The organism is Streptomyces sp. NPDC048473 (assembly GCF_043200155.1).
GTDB lineage: Bacteria > Actinomycetota > Actinomycetes > Streptomycetales > Streptomycetaceae > Streptomyces.
Genome location: NZ_JBICXE010000002.1, coordinates 309,251 through 324,472, shown reverse-complemented (window position 1 = coordinate 324,472; position 15,222 = coordinate 309,251). Strand labels below are relative to the sequence as shown.

Annotated in this window: 17 protein-coding genes; 15 read left to right on the top strand and 2 right to left on the bottom strand. The window is 72.2% G+C overall.

Annotated features, from left to right (window positions below; genetic code table 11):
- Window positions 1-65: 65 nt before the first annotated feature.
- The 8 genes from glmS (at window position 66) to ACGFU7_RS04735 (ending at window position 7,661) form a co-directional block, all read left to right on the top strand.
- Window positions 66-1,913 (top strand): glutamine--fructose-6-phosphate transaminase (isomerizing), encoded by a 1,848-nt coding sequence (glmS, locus tag ACGFU7_RS04770; protein WP_393692343.1) that lies wholly within the window; start codon window positions 66-68, stop codon window positions 1,911-1,913.
- Between the two features lie 20 nt (window positions 1,914-1,933).
- Window positions 1,934-2,302, top strand: coding sequence for a holo-ACP synthase (locus ACGFU7_RS04765; protein WP_393692341.1), 369 nt, complete (start codon window positions 1,934-1,936; stop codon window positions 2,300-2,302).
- A gap of 3 nt (window positions 2,303-2,305) precedes the next feature.
- Window positions 2,306-3,766 carry an NAD(P)H-hydrate dehydratase gene (locus ACGFU7_RS04760; RefSeq protein WP_393692339.1) on the top strand — a complete coding sequence of 487 codons (1,461 nt, stop codon included), beginning with the start codon at window positions 2,306-2,308 and terminating at the stop codon, window positions 3,764-3,766.
- A gap of 51 nt (window positions 3,767-3,817) precedes the next feature.
- Window positions 3,818-4,210, top strand: coding sequence for a DUF488 domain-containing protein (locus tag ACGFU7_RS04755; RefSeq protein WP_393692337.1), 393 nt, complete (start codon window positions 3,818-3,820; stop codon window positions 4,208-4,210).
- 97 nt (window positions 4,211-4,307) lie between these two features.
- Complete coding sequence (alr, locus tag ACGFU7_RS04750; RefSeq protein WP_393692335.1) at window positions 4,308-5,462, top strand: alanine racemase; 1,155 nt, start codon at window positions 4,308-4,310, stop codon at window positions 5,460-5,462.
- A gap of 93 nt (window positions 5,463-5,555) precedes the next feature.
- Window positions 5,556-6,830, top strand: a complete 1,275-nt coding sequence (locus ACGFU7_RS04745; RefSeq protein WP_393692333.1) for an alpha/beta fold hydrolase — start codon at window positions 5,556-5,558, stop codon at window positions 6,828-6,830.
- Window positions 6,799-7,347 (top strand): tRNA (adenosine(37)-N6)-threonylcarbamoyltransferase complex ATPase subunit type 1 TsaE, encoded by a 549-nt coding sequence (gene tsaE, locus ACGFU7_RS04740; RefSeq protein ID WP_393692331.1) that lies wholly within the window; start codon window positions 6,799-6,801, stop codon window positions 7,345-7,347. The genes ACGFU7_RS04745 and tsaE overlap by 32 nt, the downstream gene beginning before the upstream one ends.
- A gap of 131 nt (window positions 7,348-7,478) precedes the next feature.
- Window positions 7,479-7,661, top strand: coding sequence for a hypothetical protein (locus ACGFU7_RS04735; RefSeq protein WP_393692329.1), 183 nt, complete (start codon window positions 7,479-7,481; stop codon window positions 7,659-7,661).
- 246 nt (window positions 7,662-7,907) lie between these two features.
- On the opposite strand, the gene ACGFU7_RS04730 is transcribed toward ACGFU7_RS04735, so the two are convergent.
- Window positions 7,908-8,474 (bottom strand): hypothetical protein, encoded by a 567-nt coding sequence (locus ACGFU7_RS04730; RefSeq protein ID WP_393692327.1) that lies wholly within the window; start codon window positions 8,472-8,474, stop codon window positions 7,908-7,910.
- 145 nt (window positions 8,475-8,619) lie between these two features.
- On the opposite strand from ACGFU7_RS04730, the gene tsaB reads away from it, so the two are divergent.
- The 4 genes from tsaB to ACGFU7_RS04710 are packed head-to-tail and all read left to right on the top strand — an operon-like array spanning window position 8,620 to window position 11,157.
- A complete protein-coding gene (gene tsaB, locus ACGFU7_RS04725) occupies window positions 8,620-9,282 on the top strand; it encodes a tRNA (adenosine(37)-N6)-threonylcarbamoyltransferase complex dimerization subunit type 1 TsaB (RefSeq protein WP_393692325.1) in 663 nt (220 codons plus the stop codon).
- Window positions 9,279-9,770 carry a ribosomal protein S18-alanine N-acetyltransferase gene (rimI, locus tag ACGFU7_RS04720; RefSeq protein WP_393692323.1) on the top strand — a complete coding sequence of 164 codons (492 nt, stop codon included), beginning with the start codon at window positions 9,279-9,281 and terminating at the stop codon, window positions 9,768-9,770. Before tsaB ends, rimI begins: the two co-directional genes overlap by 4 nt.
- A complete protein-coding gene (gene tsaD, locus ACGFU7_RS04715) occupies window positions 9,770-10,876 on the top strand; it encodes a tRNA (adenosine(37)-N6)-threonylcarbamoyltransferase complex transferase subunit TsaD (protein ID WP_393692321.1) in 1,107 nt (368 codons plus the stop codon). The genes rimI and tsaD overlap by 1 nt, the downstream gene beginning before the upstream one ends.
- Window positions 10,873-11,157, top strand: a complete 285-nt coding sequence (locus ACGFU7_RS04710) for a hypothetical protein (protein ID WP_393692319.1) — start codon at window positions 10,873-10,875, stop codon at window positions 11,155-11,157. The genes tsaD and ACGFU7_RS04710 overlap by 4 nt, the downstream gene beginning before the upstream one ends.
- Here ACGFU7_RS04710 and ACGFU7_RS04705 read toward each other — a convergent pair.
- On the bottom strand, window positions 11,096-11,839 hold the full coding sequence (locus ACGFU7_RS04705) for a TetR/AcrR family transcriptional regulator (RefSeq protein WP_393692317.1): 744 nt from the start codon (window positions 11,837-11,839) through the stop codon (window positions 11,096-11,098). The two genes, ACGFU7_RS04710 and ACGFU7_RS04705, sit on opposite strands and share 62 nt — an antisense overlap.
- A 91-nt stretch (window positions 11,840-11,930) precedes the next feature.
- On the opposite strand from ACGFU7_RS04705, the gene ACGFU7_RS04700 reads away from it, so the two are divergent.
- Genes ACGFU7_RS04700 through ACGFU7_RS04690 form a run of 3 tightly spaced genes read left to right on the top strand, consistent with a single transcriptional unit; the run spans window position 11,931 to window position 15,207 of the window.
- Window positions 11,931-13,487, top strand: coding sequence for an MFS transporter (locus tag ACGFU7_RS04700; RefSeq protein ID WP_393692315.1), 1,557 nt, complete (start codon window positions 11,931-11,933; stop codon window positions 13,485-13,487).
- A 41-nt stretch (window positions 13,488-13,528) separates the two neighbouring features.
- A complete protein-coding gene (locus ACGFU7_RS04695; protein ID WP_393692313.1) occupies window positions 13,529-13,894 on the top strand; it encodes a YciI family protein in 366 nt (121 codons plus the stop codon).
- 41 nt (window positions 13,895-13,935) lie between these two features.
- Window positions 13,936-15,207 (top strand): RNA polymerase sigma factor, encoded by a 1,272-nt coding sequence (locus ACGFU7_RS04690; protein WP_393692311.1) that lies wholly within the window; start codon window positions 13,936-13,938, stop codon window positions 15,205-15,207.
- The last annotated feature ends 15 nt before the right edge of the window (window positions 15,208-15,222 follow it).

Below are 15,222 nucleotides of genomic sequence, written 5' to 3'. Positions count from 1 at the left end.
GCCGGACAGGCTGGATCTCTGCGACGATGCGAAGAAGAGGGGTAGGTGACCAGGAAGGGAACGGTATGTGCGGAATCGTCGGATACGTCGGTGGGCAGTCGGCGCAGGACGTCGTCGTCGCGGGTCTCAAGCGCCTCGAATACCGGGGCTACGACTCGGCGGGCATCGCCGTCCTCGCGGACGGCGGCCTGGCCGCCGCGAAGAAGGCCGGGAAGCTCGTCAATCTGGAGAAGGCGCTGGCCGAGGCGCCGCTCCCGGCCGGGGTCACCGGGATCGGGCACACCCGCTGGGCCACCCACGGCGCCCCCACCGACGCCAACGCCCACCCGCACCTCGACAACGCGGGCCGCGTCGCCGTCGTGCACAACGGGATCATCGAGAACTTCGCCGTCCTGCGCGCCGAACTCGCCGAGCGCGGCCACGAGCTGGCCTCCGAGACCGACACCGAAGTCGTCGCCCATCTCCTCGCCGAGGCGTTCTCGCCCTGTGCGGACCTGGCGGAGGCGATGCGGCAGGTCTGCCGGCAGCTGGAGGGCGCCTTCACCCTCGTCGCCGTGCACGCGGACGCGCCCGACGTGGTGGTCGGGGCCCGGCGCAACTCCCCGCTCGTGGTGGGGGTGGGGGAGGACGAGTCGTTCCTGGCCTCCGACGTGGCCGCGTTCATCGCACACACCCGCTCCGCGATCGAGCTGGGCCAGGACCAGGTGGTGGAGCTGCGCCGGGAAGGTGTCACCGTCACCGACTTCGACGGGCGGCCCGCCGAGGTCCGTAAGTACCACGTGGACTGGGACGTCTCCGCCGCCGAGAAGGGCGGCCACGACTACTTCATGCTCAAGGAGATCGCCGAACAGCCCAAGGCCGTCGCCGACACGCTCCTCGGGCGGATCGACGGCGCGGGCACGCTCCACCTCGACGAGGTACGGATCACGCCCAGTGAGCTCCGGGAGGTCGACAAGGTCGTCATCGTCGCCTGCGGTACCGCGTTCCACGCCGGGATGATCGCCAAGTACGCCATCGAGCACTGGACCCGGATTCCCTGCGAGACCGAGCTGGCCAGCGAGTTCCGCTACCGCGACCCGATCCTCGACCACCGCACCCTCGTCATCGCGATCTCCCAGTCCGGCGAGACGATGGACACCCTGATGGCCCTGCGGCACGCCCGCGAACAGGGAGCGAAGGTCCTCGCCATCTGCAACACGAACGGCTCCACCATCCCGCGGGAGTCCGACGCCGTGCTCTACACGCACGCCGGGCCCGAAGTCGCCGTCGCCTCCACCAAGGCGTTCCTCACCCAGCTCGTCGCCTGCTACCTCGTCGCCCTGTATCTCGGACAGATCTGCGGTACGAAGTGGGGCGACGAGATCCGCACCGTCATCCGCCAGCTCTCCGAGATCTCCGGGGCGGTCGAACGGGTCCTGGCGACGATGGAACCCGTACGCGCACTCGCCCGCTCCCTCGCCGACCACGACACCGTGCTCTTCCTGGGTCGCCATGTCGGCTACCCCGTGGCACTGGAAGGCGCGTTGAAGCTCAAGGAACTCGCGTACATGCACGCCGAGGGCTTCGCCGCGGGTGAGCTCAAGCACGGGCCGATCGCGCTCATCGAGGACGATCTGCCGGTCGTCGTGGTCGTGCCCTCACCGCGCGGCCGGTCGGTGCTGCACGACAAGATCGTGTCGAACATCCAGGAGATCAGGGCCCGCGGCGCCCGCACCATCGTCATCGCCGAGGAGGGCGACGAGGCGGTCGTCCCGTACGCCGACCATCTGATCCGGATTCCCGTTACGCCTACGCTGCTTCAGCCGCTGGTGTCGACCGTGCCGCTGCAGGTGTTCGCCTGCGAACTGGCGACGGCCCGCGGCAACGACGTGGACCAGCCGCGCAATCTGGCGAAGTCCGTGACCGTGGAGTAGCGAGCAGTGAAGGAACACGCGTGATCATCGGGGTCGGGATCGATGTGGCCGAGATCGAACGGTTCGACGCGGCGCTGGAGCGTACGCCGCAGATGGCCGACCGGCTCTTTCTGAAGAGCGAGTTGCTGCTGCCCAGCGGCGAGCGGCGCGGTATCGCCTCGCTCGCCGCGCGGTTCGCCGCCAAGGAGGCCCTCGCGAAGGCGCTCGGCGCGCCGAGCGGCCTGCTCTGGACGGATGCCGAGGTGTACGTCGAGGACAGCGGGCAGCCCCGGCTGCGGGTCAGCGGCACGGTCGCCGCACGCGCGGCCGAGCTGGGCGTACAGCACTGGCACGTGTCGCTCAGCCACGACGCGGGGGTGGCGTCGGCCGTGGTGATCGCGGAGGGTTGAGTCATGCGTACTGCGTACAGCGTTCAGACCGTACGGGCCGCCGAACGGGCCCTGATGGCCAAGTTGCCCGAGGGCGCACTGATGCAGCGCGCCGCGGCGGGACTCGCGGCGGCCTGCGCGGATGTGCTGCGGCGGCGCGGGCGGGTGTACGGGGCCCGGGTCGTCCTGCTCGTCGGCAGCGGTGACAACGGGGGCGACGCGCTGTACGCGGGCGCCCGGCTGGCCCGTCGCGGCGCGGGCGTGTGCGCCGTACTCACCTCGCCGGGGCGCGCCCACGAAGGCGGGCTCGCGGCGCTGCTCGCGGCGGGCGGGCGTGTGGCGGAGGGGGACGCGGCGACGGGCGTCTGGGGCGGGCACATCGATCTCGTCGTCGACGGGATCACCGGCATCGGCGGGCGCGGCGGGCTGCGCCCGGAGGCCGCCGGGCTGGTGCGGGCCTTCGAGGCGACCGGCGCGGCCTTCGTCGCCGTCGATCTGCCCAGCGGGGTCGAGGCCGACACCGGCGAGGTGCTCGGCGACGCGGTGCGCGCCGACGCGACGGTCACCTTCGGTACGTACAAGCCGGGGCTGCTCATCGACCCGGCCGCCGGCCTGGCGGGCGCCCTGCACCTCGTCGACATCGGGCTCGGGCCCGAGCTGCCCGGCGTACCCGACCTGGAGGCTTTGCAGTACGCGGACGTCGCCGCACTTCTGCCGGTTCCCGGCAGCGAGAGCGACAAGTACCGGCGTGGCGTCGTCGGCATCGTTGCCGGGTCGGCGCGGTATCCGGGGGCGGCGGTGCTGGCCGTCTCCGGGGCGCTGCGCGGCGGTGCCGGAGCCGTGCGGTACGTCGGTCCGGGCGCCCGCGCGGTGATCGCCCGCCATCCGGAGACGCTGGTCCACGCGGGGCCGCCGTCGAAGGCGGGGCGGGTGCAGGCATGGGTCGTCGGGCCGGGGCTCGGTGACGGTACGGATGCCGTCGAGGCGGTCGCCGACGTGCTGGCCGCCGATGTCCCGGTGCTGGTGGACGCGGACGGGCTGCGGCTGCTCGACGTCTCCGTCGTACGGTCGCGCACCGCGCCGACCGTCCTCACCCCGCACGCCGGTGAGGCCGCGGCCCTGCTCGGCGTCCCGCGCGAGGAGGTCGAGGCGGGGCGGCTCGCCGCCGTACGGGAGCTGGCCGCCCGTTACAGCGCCACGGTCCTGCTCAAGGGGTCGACGACCCTGGTCGCCACCGACACCGGACACACTCCCGTACGGGTCAACCCGACCGGCACCTCCTGGCTGGCCACGGCCGGCAGCGGCGACGTCCTCTCCGGTCTGACCGGCTCCCTGCTGGCCGCGGGCCTCGCCCCCCGCGACGCCGCGTCCGTAGGCGCGTATCTGCATGGTCTGGCCGCCCGCCACGCCTCGGACGGTGCTCCCGTCGCCGCGCAGGACGTCGCCGAGGCGATTGCGGCGGCGTGGCGGGACGTACGGGCCTGAGTGATCCTGGGCGCAAGCAGCGGCAGGCGGACGCCGACAGGAGGGCCGATCGTGGGCAGCAGCGCCGGCAGCGATGTGCGCGTACGCCGGGTGTACGACCCGCAGGAGGACGGCGACGGCACCCGCGTCCTCGTCGACCGGCTCTGGCCGCGTGGAGTGGCCAAGGACCGGGCCCGCATCGACAGATGGCTCAAGGACGTCACCCCGTCGAACGAGCTCCGCGCCCGGTACCACGAGGACCGCAGCGGCACCCGCTACGACGACTTCGTCGACCGCTACCGCGCCGAGCTGGCCGACCCCGTACACACGGCGGCCGTCGGGGAGCTGGTGGAACTGGTCCGCGCGGGCGGCCCGGTGACGCTGGTGACGGCGGTCAAGGACGTACCGCACAGTCATGTCCCGGTCCTCGTCGACCATCTGGAACACGAGCTGCGCCATCACTGAGGTGTACGCGCGTGGCACGGCGGGCACCCCCTGCGACCGGACCTTCCCGACCTGCCGCCCGGAAGGGCTGTCGTACGCCTCTGAGAGACTGGGCGCGATGAACGAGACAGCGTCCTTGAGAGCCCGTGCCGAGATCGACCTCGCCGCATTGCGCGCCAACGTGCGTGTACTGCGCGCGCGGGCGGCCGGCGCGCAACTCATGGCCGTCGTCAAATCCGATGCGTACGGGCACGGGGCGGTGCCCTGCGCCCGGGCCGCGCTGGAGGCCGGGGCGACCTGGCTGGGCACCGCGACGCCGCAGGAGGCGCTCGCGCTGCGGGCTGCCGGGCTCGGCGGCCGGATGATGTGCTGGCTGTGGACGCCGGGCGGGCCCTGGCGCGAGGCGATCGAGGCCGACATCGACGTCGCGGTGAGCGGGATGTGGGCCCTGCGCGAGGTCGTCGCCGCGGCCACGGAGGCCGGCATTCCGGCCCGTATCCAGCTCAAGGCCGACACCGGCCTGGGGCGCAACGGCTGCCAGCCCGCCGACTGGCCGGAGCTGGTCGCCGCCGCCCGCACCGCCGAGGACGAGGGCACCGTCAGGATCACCGGCCTCTGGTCGCACTTCGCCTGTGCCGACGAGCCGGGCCACCCCTCCATCGCCGCCCAGCTGAACGTGTTCCGGGACATGGTCGCGTACGCGGAGAAGGAGGGCGTCGACCCCGAAGTGCGCCACATGGCCAACTCCCCGGCGACGCTGACGATCCCCGAGGCGCACTTCGACCTCGTACGGACCGGGATCGCGATGTACGGCATCTCGCCCAGCCCCGAGCTGGGCACCCCGGCCGACTTCGGGCTGCGCCCCGTCATGACGCTCGTGGCGTCGGTCGCCCTGGTCAAGCAGGTGCCGGCCGGTCACGGGGTCAGTTACGGACACCACTACACGACCTCCGCCGAGACCACCCTGGGCCTGGTGCCGGTCGGCTACGCGGACGGCATCCCGCGCCATGCCTCCGGCCGTGCACCCGTCCTGGTCGGCGGCGCGTGGCGGCGGATCGCGGGCCGGGTGGCCATGGACCAGTTCGTCGTCGACCTCGACGGGGACGAGATCGAGGTGGGCAGCGAGGCGGTGCTCTTCGGCCCGGGGGACCGGGGCGAGCCGAGCGCCGAGGACTGGGCGCGGGCCTGCGACACGATCGCGTACGAGATCGTCACCCGGATCGGCACCCGTGTGCCGCGCGTCCATCTGCATGCAACCCCGGCCGAGTCCTGACCGATCAAGCGCCCCTGACCAGGCACGATCTGAGCACGGCCGGAACAGACCAGCCCTGACCTGACGGATACGACCGACGAGGAGCGCGGCACGGTGAGCGAGATCAGCGCGGGGGACGCGGTGACGACGGCCGCTACTGCGGTCGGCTGGCGCCGGGCAGGGATCGCCGGAGCCGCCATAGGTGTGATCGCGGCAGGAGCTGCCGCCGGTGTGGCGGTCGAGCGGCTGACCGTGGGCCGTGGCATGCGCAGAAAGGCCCGGCTGGCGCTGGACGCCTCGGGGCCGTACGGCTCGCTGCGCGGACTGCCGGGCCGGGCCGCGGCCGACGACGGCACCGAGCTGTACTACGAGGTCGACGAGGTCGAACCGGACGGCGGTACGGGGGCCGCCGGGGGCGGCGAGAGCGCTGCCAGCGCCTCCGGTGCCGCCACGGGGGCCGGTACGCGCCGCCGCCGGCTCTTCGGCCGCAAGGCGCCCGCGCCCGTCACCGTCGTCTTCAGCCACGGCTACTGCCTCAACCAGGACTCCTGGCACTTCCAGCGGGCGGCGCTGCGCGGACTGGTCCGCACCGTCCACTGGGACCAGCGCAGCCACGGCCGCTCCGAGCGGGGCCGGGCCCAGGCGGACGGGGTGACGGTCGGCATCGACCAGCTCGGCCGCGATCTGAAGGCCGTCATCGACGCGGCCGCCCCGGAGGGCCGGCTGGTCCTGGTCGGGCACTCGATGGGCGGCATGACGATGATGGCGCTCGCCGAGCAGTACCCCCAGCTCATCCGGGACCGGGTCGCCGCCGTCGCCTTCGTCGGCACATCGAGCGGAAAGCTCGGCGAGGTCACTTTCGGGCTGCCGATCGCAGGCGTGAACGCGGTGCGGCGGGTGCTGCCCGGGGTGCTCAAGGCGCTCGGCTCCCAGGCCGAGCTGGTCGAACGGGGCCGGCGGGCGACCGCCGATCTCTTCGCCGGGCTGATCAAGCGGTACTCGTTCGGTTCGCGGGACGTCGACCCGGCGGTCGAGCGGTTCGCCGAGCGGCTCATCGAATCCACCCCGATCGATGTGGTCGCCGAGTTCTACCCGGCCTTCACCGAACACGACAAGAGCCACGCCCTGCCCGCCTTCCGTGACCTCCCGGTGCTGATCCTGGCGGGCGACAAGGACCTGGTGACGCCCAGCTCGCACAGCGAGGCCATCGCGGACCATCTCCCGGACGCGGAGCTGGTCATCGTCCCGGACGCCGGTCATCTGGTGATGCTCGAACACCCGGAAACGGTGACGGACCGGCTGGCGGACCTGCTGGTACGCATCGGGGCCGTGCCGGCAACGGCTAACGTTGGCGGGCATGGAAGCACCGCACAACAGCCTGGCGGCTGAGGCCGACGAGGGCACCGCGCCGGGCACCGTCACCGTGAGCCTCGCCGTCGAGTCCCCCGAACAGATGCAGGCCCTGGGCCGCCGGATCGCCGGTGTACTGCGCCCGGGCGACCTCGTGATGCTCACCGGTGAGCTCGGCGCCGGTAAGACGACGCTGACCCGGGGGCTCGGCGAGGGCCTCGGGGTGCGCGGCGCCGTCACCTCTCCCACCTTCGTGATCGCCCGCGTCCACCCGTCGCTGACCGGCGGTCCCGCGCTGGTCCACGTCGACGCGTACCGCCTGGGCGGCGGGCTCGACGAGATGGAGGACCTGGACCTCGATGTGTCCCTGCCGGAGTCGGTGGTGGTCGTGGAGTGGGGCGACGGCAAGGTCGAGGAACTGTCGGAGGACCGGCTGCAGGTGCTGATCCACCGCGCCGTCGGCGACACGGACGACGAACGGCGCTCGGTGACGCTGATCGGTATCGGGGCGCGCTGGGCGGGGCTGCGGGGGGCGCGCGGGGCGCTGGAGAACTGAGCGCGGGGTGTGCTTTCCGACAGTGTGTCGGCACATTGTTGCGCCGGGCGGGGCGGGCGTGGTCACATGGATGACGAGAGCGGGTTAGGTCTACCTAACCATGCCTTCCATCGGAGCCTCAGGAGGCATCCATGACGACGTCCGCCGAACGTGAAGTGCCGCCGCCGCCATCGATGAGAGACCTGCTGGCGGCTTGCGCCGCGGCCACGGCGGTCTCGACGCCGCCGCCGCTGTCCACCGACCGGGCCCCGGTCACCGTCTCGCCATCGAGCGCCGACCGCACCGAGTCCGCCCTCGAACGCCGGGCAGGCTGAACAGATGCCCTCAATCGCCGGACGGGTTTGTTCTGCCGCAAAACCGGTGCGGGGCGGAAAATCAAGCCCGTCCGGCGATTGAGGACGAGACGGCAACGTGGTGCCGGGTACGCAAAACCGGTGCGGGGCAGAAATCAAGCCCGTCCGGCGATTGAGGACAGGGCGGCGACGTGGGTGCCGGGTACGCAAACCGTGTGGGCGGAATTTCAAGCCCGTCCGGCGATTGAGGACACCGGGGCCGGCCGGCTACGGGACGACGACCACCTTCGTGCGTACCGTCGCGAACTCCCACATCGCATCCCCGTCGGCCCGAGACATCCGCACGCCGCCCGTCTTCAGCGTCGGATCCGGGCTCTCCATCGAGCCGTCCAGCGCCGCGCTGAATCCCACGGACACGCCGTCCGCCATCGCGAACCGCACCACGTGCTCGATCATCAAGCCGTCCGAGCCCTTGGTGGCGGGCCCCGAGCGCGTACCCACCTGGTACGTCCCGGGCGGCGGATTCAGCGCGCTCGGCATGACCTCGAAGGTCCTGGTCACATCCCCGGCCGTGTCGACGAGCCACACCTGACGGTCCTCCAGGGCGTACACCACACGCTTCCCGGTACCGGAGCCGGCAGGGAGCTCGGCCGGAGGCTTCTTGTCCTTCTTCGGCTTGTCATGGCCGGTGGCGGCGGCGCTGCTGGACGTCTTCGGCTTGGGGGCGGCGACGGAGTCCGGGGCGTTCGCCGATGCCTGGTAGGCCAGGAAACCGACCGCGGCGAGAGCCGCCACAGTGAGCCCGGCCACGATTCCCGAGCTGCCCCTAGCCACCGTGCGCGCCCCTTTCGCTTCCGTATGTAGTACAAGCGTTTACGTCGTACCCGCGTGTACACGGTGACGGTAGCAGCCGGTGCAGGTCGTACCGGGACGCCGTACGGGACGCCGTGCCCCTTCGGAGGAGCCGTAGGCTGTTTGCGTGCTCTTGCTCGCCGTGGATACCGCCACCCCCGCCGTCACCGTCGCCCTTCACGACGGGACCTCCGTCGTCGCCGAGTCCGGTCAGGTCGACGCCCGAAGGCACGGGGAACTGCTGCTGCCCGCCGTCGACCGGGTCCTCGCCGAGGCCGGAGTGAAACTCGACGCCGTGACGGACGTGGTCGTGGGCGTCGGCCCCGGACCGTACACCGGGCTGCGGGTCGGCCTGGTCACGGCCGCGACCTTCGGCTCCGTCCTCTCCGTACCCGTGCACGGGCTGTGCACCCTGGACGGTCTCGCGTATGCCGCCGGGCAGGACGGCCTGGAAGGCCCGTTCGCCGTCGCGACGGACGCCCGCCGCAAGGAGGTCTACTGGGCGAGGTACGAGGACCCCCGTACCCGCGTCACGGAGCCCGCCGTCGACCGGCCCGCCGACATCGCCGAGCAGCTCGCCGGACTCCCTGTCGTCGGGGCGGGCGCGGTGCTCTACCCCGAGGCGTTCCCGGACGCCCGGGGCCCCGAACACGTCTCCGCCGGTGCGCTGGCCGCCCTCGCAGCCGAGCGTCTCGCCGCGGGCGCGGAGCTGCTGCCGCCGCAGCCGCTCTACCTCCGCAGGCCCGACGCCCAGGTCCCGAAGAACTACAAGGTGGTCACCCCGAAGTGACGACCACGACTGCCGTACTGCGCGAGATGCGCTGGTGGGACATCGATCCGGTGCTGGAGCTCGAACACGAGCTGTTCCCGGACGACGCCTGGTCGGCCGGCATGTTCTGGTCCGAGCTGGCGCACTCCCGCGGCCCGCAGGCCACCCGCCGCTATGTCGTCGCCGAGGACCCCGTCACCGGCCGGATCGTCGGCTACGCCGGGCTCGCCGCGGCCGGTGATCTCGCCGACGTACAGACGATCGGTGTCACCCGCGACCACTGGGGCGGCGGCCTCGGCTCCGAACTCCTCACCGACCTGCTGAAGCACGCCACGGCCTTCGAGTGCGCCGAGGTGCTCCTCGAAGTCCGCGTCGACAACACCCGGGCGCAGAAGCTGTACGAACGCTTCGGCTTCGAACCGATCGGCTTCCGCCGCGGCTACTACCAGCCCGGCAACATCGACGCACTCGTCATGCGCCTCCACGTACAAGAAACAGAGACTGACTGATGGCTGACGAACCGCTCGTACTCGGCATCGAGACCTCCTGCGACGAGACCGGCGTCGGCATCGTCCGCGGTACGACGCTGCTCGCCGACGCCGTCGCGTCCAGCGTCGACACGCACGCCCGCTTCGGCGGCGTCGTCCCGGAGATCGCCTCCCGCGCGCACCTGGAGGCGATGGTCCCCACCATCGAGCGCGCCCTGAAGGAGGCCGGGATCAGCGCCCGCGACCTCGACGGCATCTCCGTCACCGCGGGCCCCGGGCTCGCGGGCGCGCTGCTCGTCGGAGTCTCGGCGGCGAAGGCATACGCGTACGCGCTGAACAAGCCGCTCTATGGGGTGAACCACCTCGCCTCGCACATCTGCGTCGACCAGCTGGAGCACGGCCCGCTGCCCGAGCCGACGATGGCGCTGCTGGTCAGCGGCGGCCACTCCTCGCTGCTCCTCGCGCCCGACATCACCAATGACGTACGGCCGCTGGGCGCGACCATCGACGACGCGGCGGGCGAGGCCTTCGACAAGATCGCCCGGGTGCTGAACCTCGGCTTCCCCGGCGGCCCGGTCATCGACCGGCTGGCGAAGGAGGGCGACCCGAAGGCGATCGCGTTCCCGCGCGGTCTGAGCGGCTCGCGCGATCCCGCGTACGACTTCTCCTTCTCCGGTCTGAAGACCTCGGTGGCCCGCTGGATCGAGGCCAAGCGGGCGGCGGGCGAGGAGGTGCCGGTACGGGATGTGGCCGCGTCGTTCCAGGAGGCCGTGGTGGATGTGCTCACCCGGAAGGCCGTCCGGGCCTGCAAGGACGAGGGCGTCGACCACCTGATGATCGGCGGCGGTGTCGCGGCCAACTCGCGGCTGCGGGCGCTGGCCCAGGAGCGGTGCGAACGCGCCGGCATCCGGCTGCGGGTGCCGCGGCCGGGGCTGTGCACGGACAACGGGGCGATGGTCGCGGCGCTGGGCGCGGAGATGGTGGCCCGGGGCCGGCCGGCCTCGGACCTGGAGCTGTCCGCGGACTCGTCGCTGCCGGTGACGGACACCCATGTACCGGGCGCCCACGCACACGCTCATGACCACGACCATGTGCACGAGATCAGCAAGGACAACCTCTACTCATGAGCGGTACGACCGTTGCGCTGATGTGGGAGGCCCGCGCCGCCGACGGCAGGGGCGCCGAACTTCTGGAGTGGGCGCGCGCCCGGTCGGCCGAGCTGGCCCGCGAGCCGCTGCGGTGCGAGCTGCTGCGCGCACCGCAGGACCGGGTTCTGGTCCTCACCTGGTGGGCGGGGGCGTACGGCGACGAGCTGCCCGAACTCCCGGAACCGGACGCCGAGTTGATCACTCGTCCGGTGCACCGCTGGCGCTTCGAGTCCCTGGGGGCCGTCGAGTCCCTCGGCTGATCAGCCCCTCGATGATCGCGTCGAGTTCTTCGGTCACCTCGTAGTCGGCGGCGTACTCGCGCCACCGGTCCTTGACCTCCGTGAGCCGGGGCAGCGCGGCCGCGTCCTCCTCGGTGACCATCTCGGGGAAGTGCCGCCTGCGCGGCGGGTTCTCCGCACGGCGCTCGGCCGCCCGGCGGAAGACCAGGTCGCCGTAGACGTAACTCCAGATCGTCCGGTATGCGCGTACCGCCTGCGCGGGGGAGAGGCCGCAGGTGAGCGCGGAGCCGATGATCTCCTCGACCATCCAGAGCGCGTTCTTGTCGGTGATCTCGCCCAGCGCCAGGATGTCCAGCACCCAGGGGATCCGCGCCAGGATGCCGTGCATGTGCACGGCCACCGCGAGCATCCGTTCGCGCGGGTCGTCGGGCAGTTCGGGGCGCGGGAAGGCGGCCGCGGTGCCCGACAGGGTGAGCATCAGCAGCTCGTCCTTGTCCTGCACGTAGTGGTACAGCGCCATCGGCGTGGAGCCGAGCTCCTTCGCCACCCGCCGCATGCTCAGGGCGTCCAGGCCCTCTTCCTCGATGATGCGGCGCGCGGTGGCGACCATCGCGTCCGGGTCGAGCCTGCGCGGCCGCCCGACGGACCGTTTCGCCGCCGTCTGCTTCTTCGCTGTTCCTGACGCCTTCTCTGTCCCTGACACCCGGGCATTGTCTCCCGTTCCGTTGCGGTGACTAATTCCTATACGCGTATAGTAATGACTCGTCCGAGTGACCACGAGGGAAGGGGAAGCCGTGAACGACCAGTCACGGCACGTGCGTTGGCTGCTGGTGGTGGCCCTCATCGTGCAGTTCATGGTGGCGTTGGACATGTCCGTGGTGAACGTCGCGCTGCCGGACATGCGCCGCGATCTCGGCTTCACCCCGGAGGGGCTCCTCTGGGTGGTGAACGCCTATGCGCTGGCGTTCGGCGGGCTGTTGATGCTCGGCGGGCGTCTCGCCGACCTGATCGGCAGCAGCCGGGTCCTGACGGCGGGCCTGGTGCTGTTCGGCGCGGCGAGCCTGGCCGGGGGACTCGCGTGGTCGCCCGGCGGGCTGATCGCCGCACGGGCGGTGCAGGGGATCGGCGCGGCCGCGCTCGCCCCGGTCGCTTTCGCCCTGATCGCCCTCGCCTTCCCGGCCGGGCCCGCCCGCTCCCGAGCCCTGGGGCTGTGGGGCATGGCGGGCGCGGCGGGCGGCGCGGTCGGCGTGCTCGCGGGCGGGGTGCTCACCGATGCGGCGAGCTGGCGTGCGGTGATGCTGGTGAATGTGCCGATCGTGGTGTTCGCGCTCGTGGGGGCCGTACGCTCCGGGCTGGAGAGCCGCCCCACCCGGACCGGCGCCCGGCTCGATGTGGCCGGGGCGCTGCTGGCCACCGCCGGTACGACCCTGCTGGTCCTCGGGCTCGTACGCACATCGGCCCACCCATGGGGGTCGGCCCGGACGCTGAGCACGCTCGGTGCCGCCGTGCTCCTGCTGGCCGCCTTCGCCGCCGTCGAGCTGCGCGCCGGGACTCCGCTGCTGCGTCTCGGCCTGCTGAAGGGTCGGCCGGTCCTGACCGCGAATCTCTTCTGCCTGCTGCTGAGTTCGGGGCAGTTCGCCGCGTTCTACTTCGCCTCGCTCTACATGCAGCAGGTGCTCGGTTACGGGCCGACCGCCGCCGGCGTTGCCTTCCTGCCGTTCTCGGTGGGCGTCGTCGCGGGCTCGGTCGTCGCCACCCGTACGGTCGCGGCGCTCGGCACCCGGCGGCTGCTGGCGGCGGGCGGTGGCCTTGCCGCGCTCGGCCTCGCCGGGTTCGCCGCGACGGCGCAGGCGGACGGCAGCTTCCTGTACTCGATCCTCGGCCCGTCCCTGGTCTGCAGCGTCGGCATCGGGATGTGCTTCGTACCGCTCGGCACCGCGGCCACGACCGATGTCGCATCCGACGAGGCGGGGATGGCCTCCGGGCTGCTGAACAGCGCCCGCCAGGTCGGCGGCTCGCTCGGGCTCGCGGCCCTGGTCACCGTCGCCGCCCAGGTCACCGGCGACGGGGGCCGGCCGGCGGATCTGGCGGCGGGGTACGCGGCGGCGTTCTGGGTCTGCGCGGGGCTGCTCGCGGCGGCGGCGCTGGCGGCCCTGGTGCTGCTCCCGGCGTCGGCACGGACCGCTCGGGTGGCCGACCTGTCGACCGCTCCGGCGGTCGACCCGGTGGCTGCTCCGGTGGCTGCTCCGTCGGCCGGCCCGTCGGCTGCTCCGGTGGCCGCTCCGGAAGATTCTCAGAAGAATTCCGGTGGAGCTGTCGATCCGGCCGTCTCCCGTTCGACGCAAGGGTGAGAGGCGGGGAAGGACCCCGCCCTTCCGACCGAGGAGTCACCATGCCCCGCTTCATGTCGCTGATCCGCATCGATGAGCAGAACCTCCCCGCCGAGACCCCGGGCCCCGAGTTCGAGAAGCGCATGGGCGCCCTGTTCGAGGAGATCACCAAGGCCGGGGTCATGCTGGAGACGGCCGGGCTCACCCCGACCTCGCAGGGCACCCGGGTCACCTGGTCCGGCGGCAAGCTCAGCTACACCGACGGCCCCTTCACCGAGACCAAGGAGGTCGTCGGCGGCTACGCCATCCTCCAGGCCAAGGACAAGGCCGAGGCCCTGGAATGGACCAAGCGGTTCCTCCAGATCCACCCGGCGAACTGGACCGTCACCTCCGAGGTCCGCCAGATCGACGAGGCCACCGGCCTCTGACCGGCCCCGCTTGCCGCGCCCCGGCACGGCTGCTCTGATGAGTGACCGTGACGGCAGCAAGCGCGACCGGGGCGGTCGAAGCGGTCTTCAGGATCGAGTCCGCGCGGATCATCGCAGGTGTCACCCGCATCGTGCGGGACGTGGGCATCGCCGAGGAACTCGCGCAGGACGCCCTGGTGGCCGCGCTGGAACAGTGGCCGGAGTCAGGTGTCCCGGACCGGCCGGGCGCCTGGCTCATGGCCACTGCCAGACACCGCGCGATCGATCTCGTACGTCGCAAGGAGACGTACGCGCGCAAGCTGGCCGAGGTCGGGCGGGCCCTGGAGGACGTGCCGCCGCCCGAGCCCGCGGAAGCGGACGACATCGACGACGACCTGCTCCGGCTGATCTTCACCGCCTGCCATCCGGTGCTCTCCACCGAGGCCCGGATCACCCTCACCCTGCGACTGCTCGGCGGGCTCACCACCGATGAGATCGCCCGCGCGTTCCTGGCCCCCGAACCGACCGTCGCCCAGCGCATCGTCCGGGCGAAACGGACCCTGGGCCGGGAGGGCGTCCCCTTCGAGGTGCCGTACGGACCCGAGCGCGCCGCCCGCCTCGATTCCGTGCTCGAAGTCATCTACCTGATCTTCAACGAGGGGTATGCGGCGACCGCGGGCGACGACTGGCTGCGCCCCGCACTGTGCGAGGACGCGCTGCGGCTGGCCCGGGTGCTCGCGGGCCTGATGGAGCAGGAGTCCGAGGTCCACGGCCTGGTCGCGCTGCTGGAACTCCAGGCCTCGCGCACCGCCGCCAGGACCGGGCCGGACGGTGCGCCGGTGCTGCTGGCCGACCAGAACCGGGCCCGCTGGGACCATCTGCTGATCCGGCGCGGTGTCGCGGCCCTGGAGCGGGCCGTGGCGGCGACGCAGGAGGGCGCCGGTCTCGGCCCGTACGCCGTGCAGGCCGCGATCGCCGCGTGCCACGCCCGGGCGGTGACGTACGAGGACACGGACTGGACCACCATCGCCGCCCTCTACGACCGCCTCGCAGTGATCGCACCGTCGCCGGTCGTCGAGCTGAACCGGGCCGTGGCGGTCTCGATGGCGCAGGGACCGGCGGCCGGCCTCTGCCTGGTCGACGCGCTGGCCGACGAACCGGCGCTCAAGGGCTACCACCTGCTGCCCAGCGTCCGCGGCGATCTGCTGGCCAGGACGGGACGTACGGACGAGGCGCGGGCGGAGTTCGTACGGGCGGCCGGACTGACCCGCAACGAACGGGAACGCGCGATGCTCCTGGACCGCGCGGCGCTTCTGGAACGCGCCGGCCGATGAGTTCCGGGCGCCGGC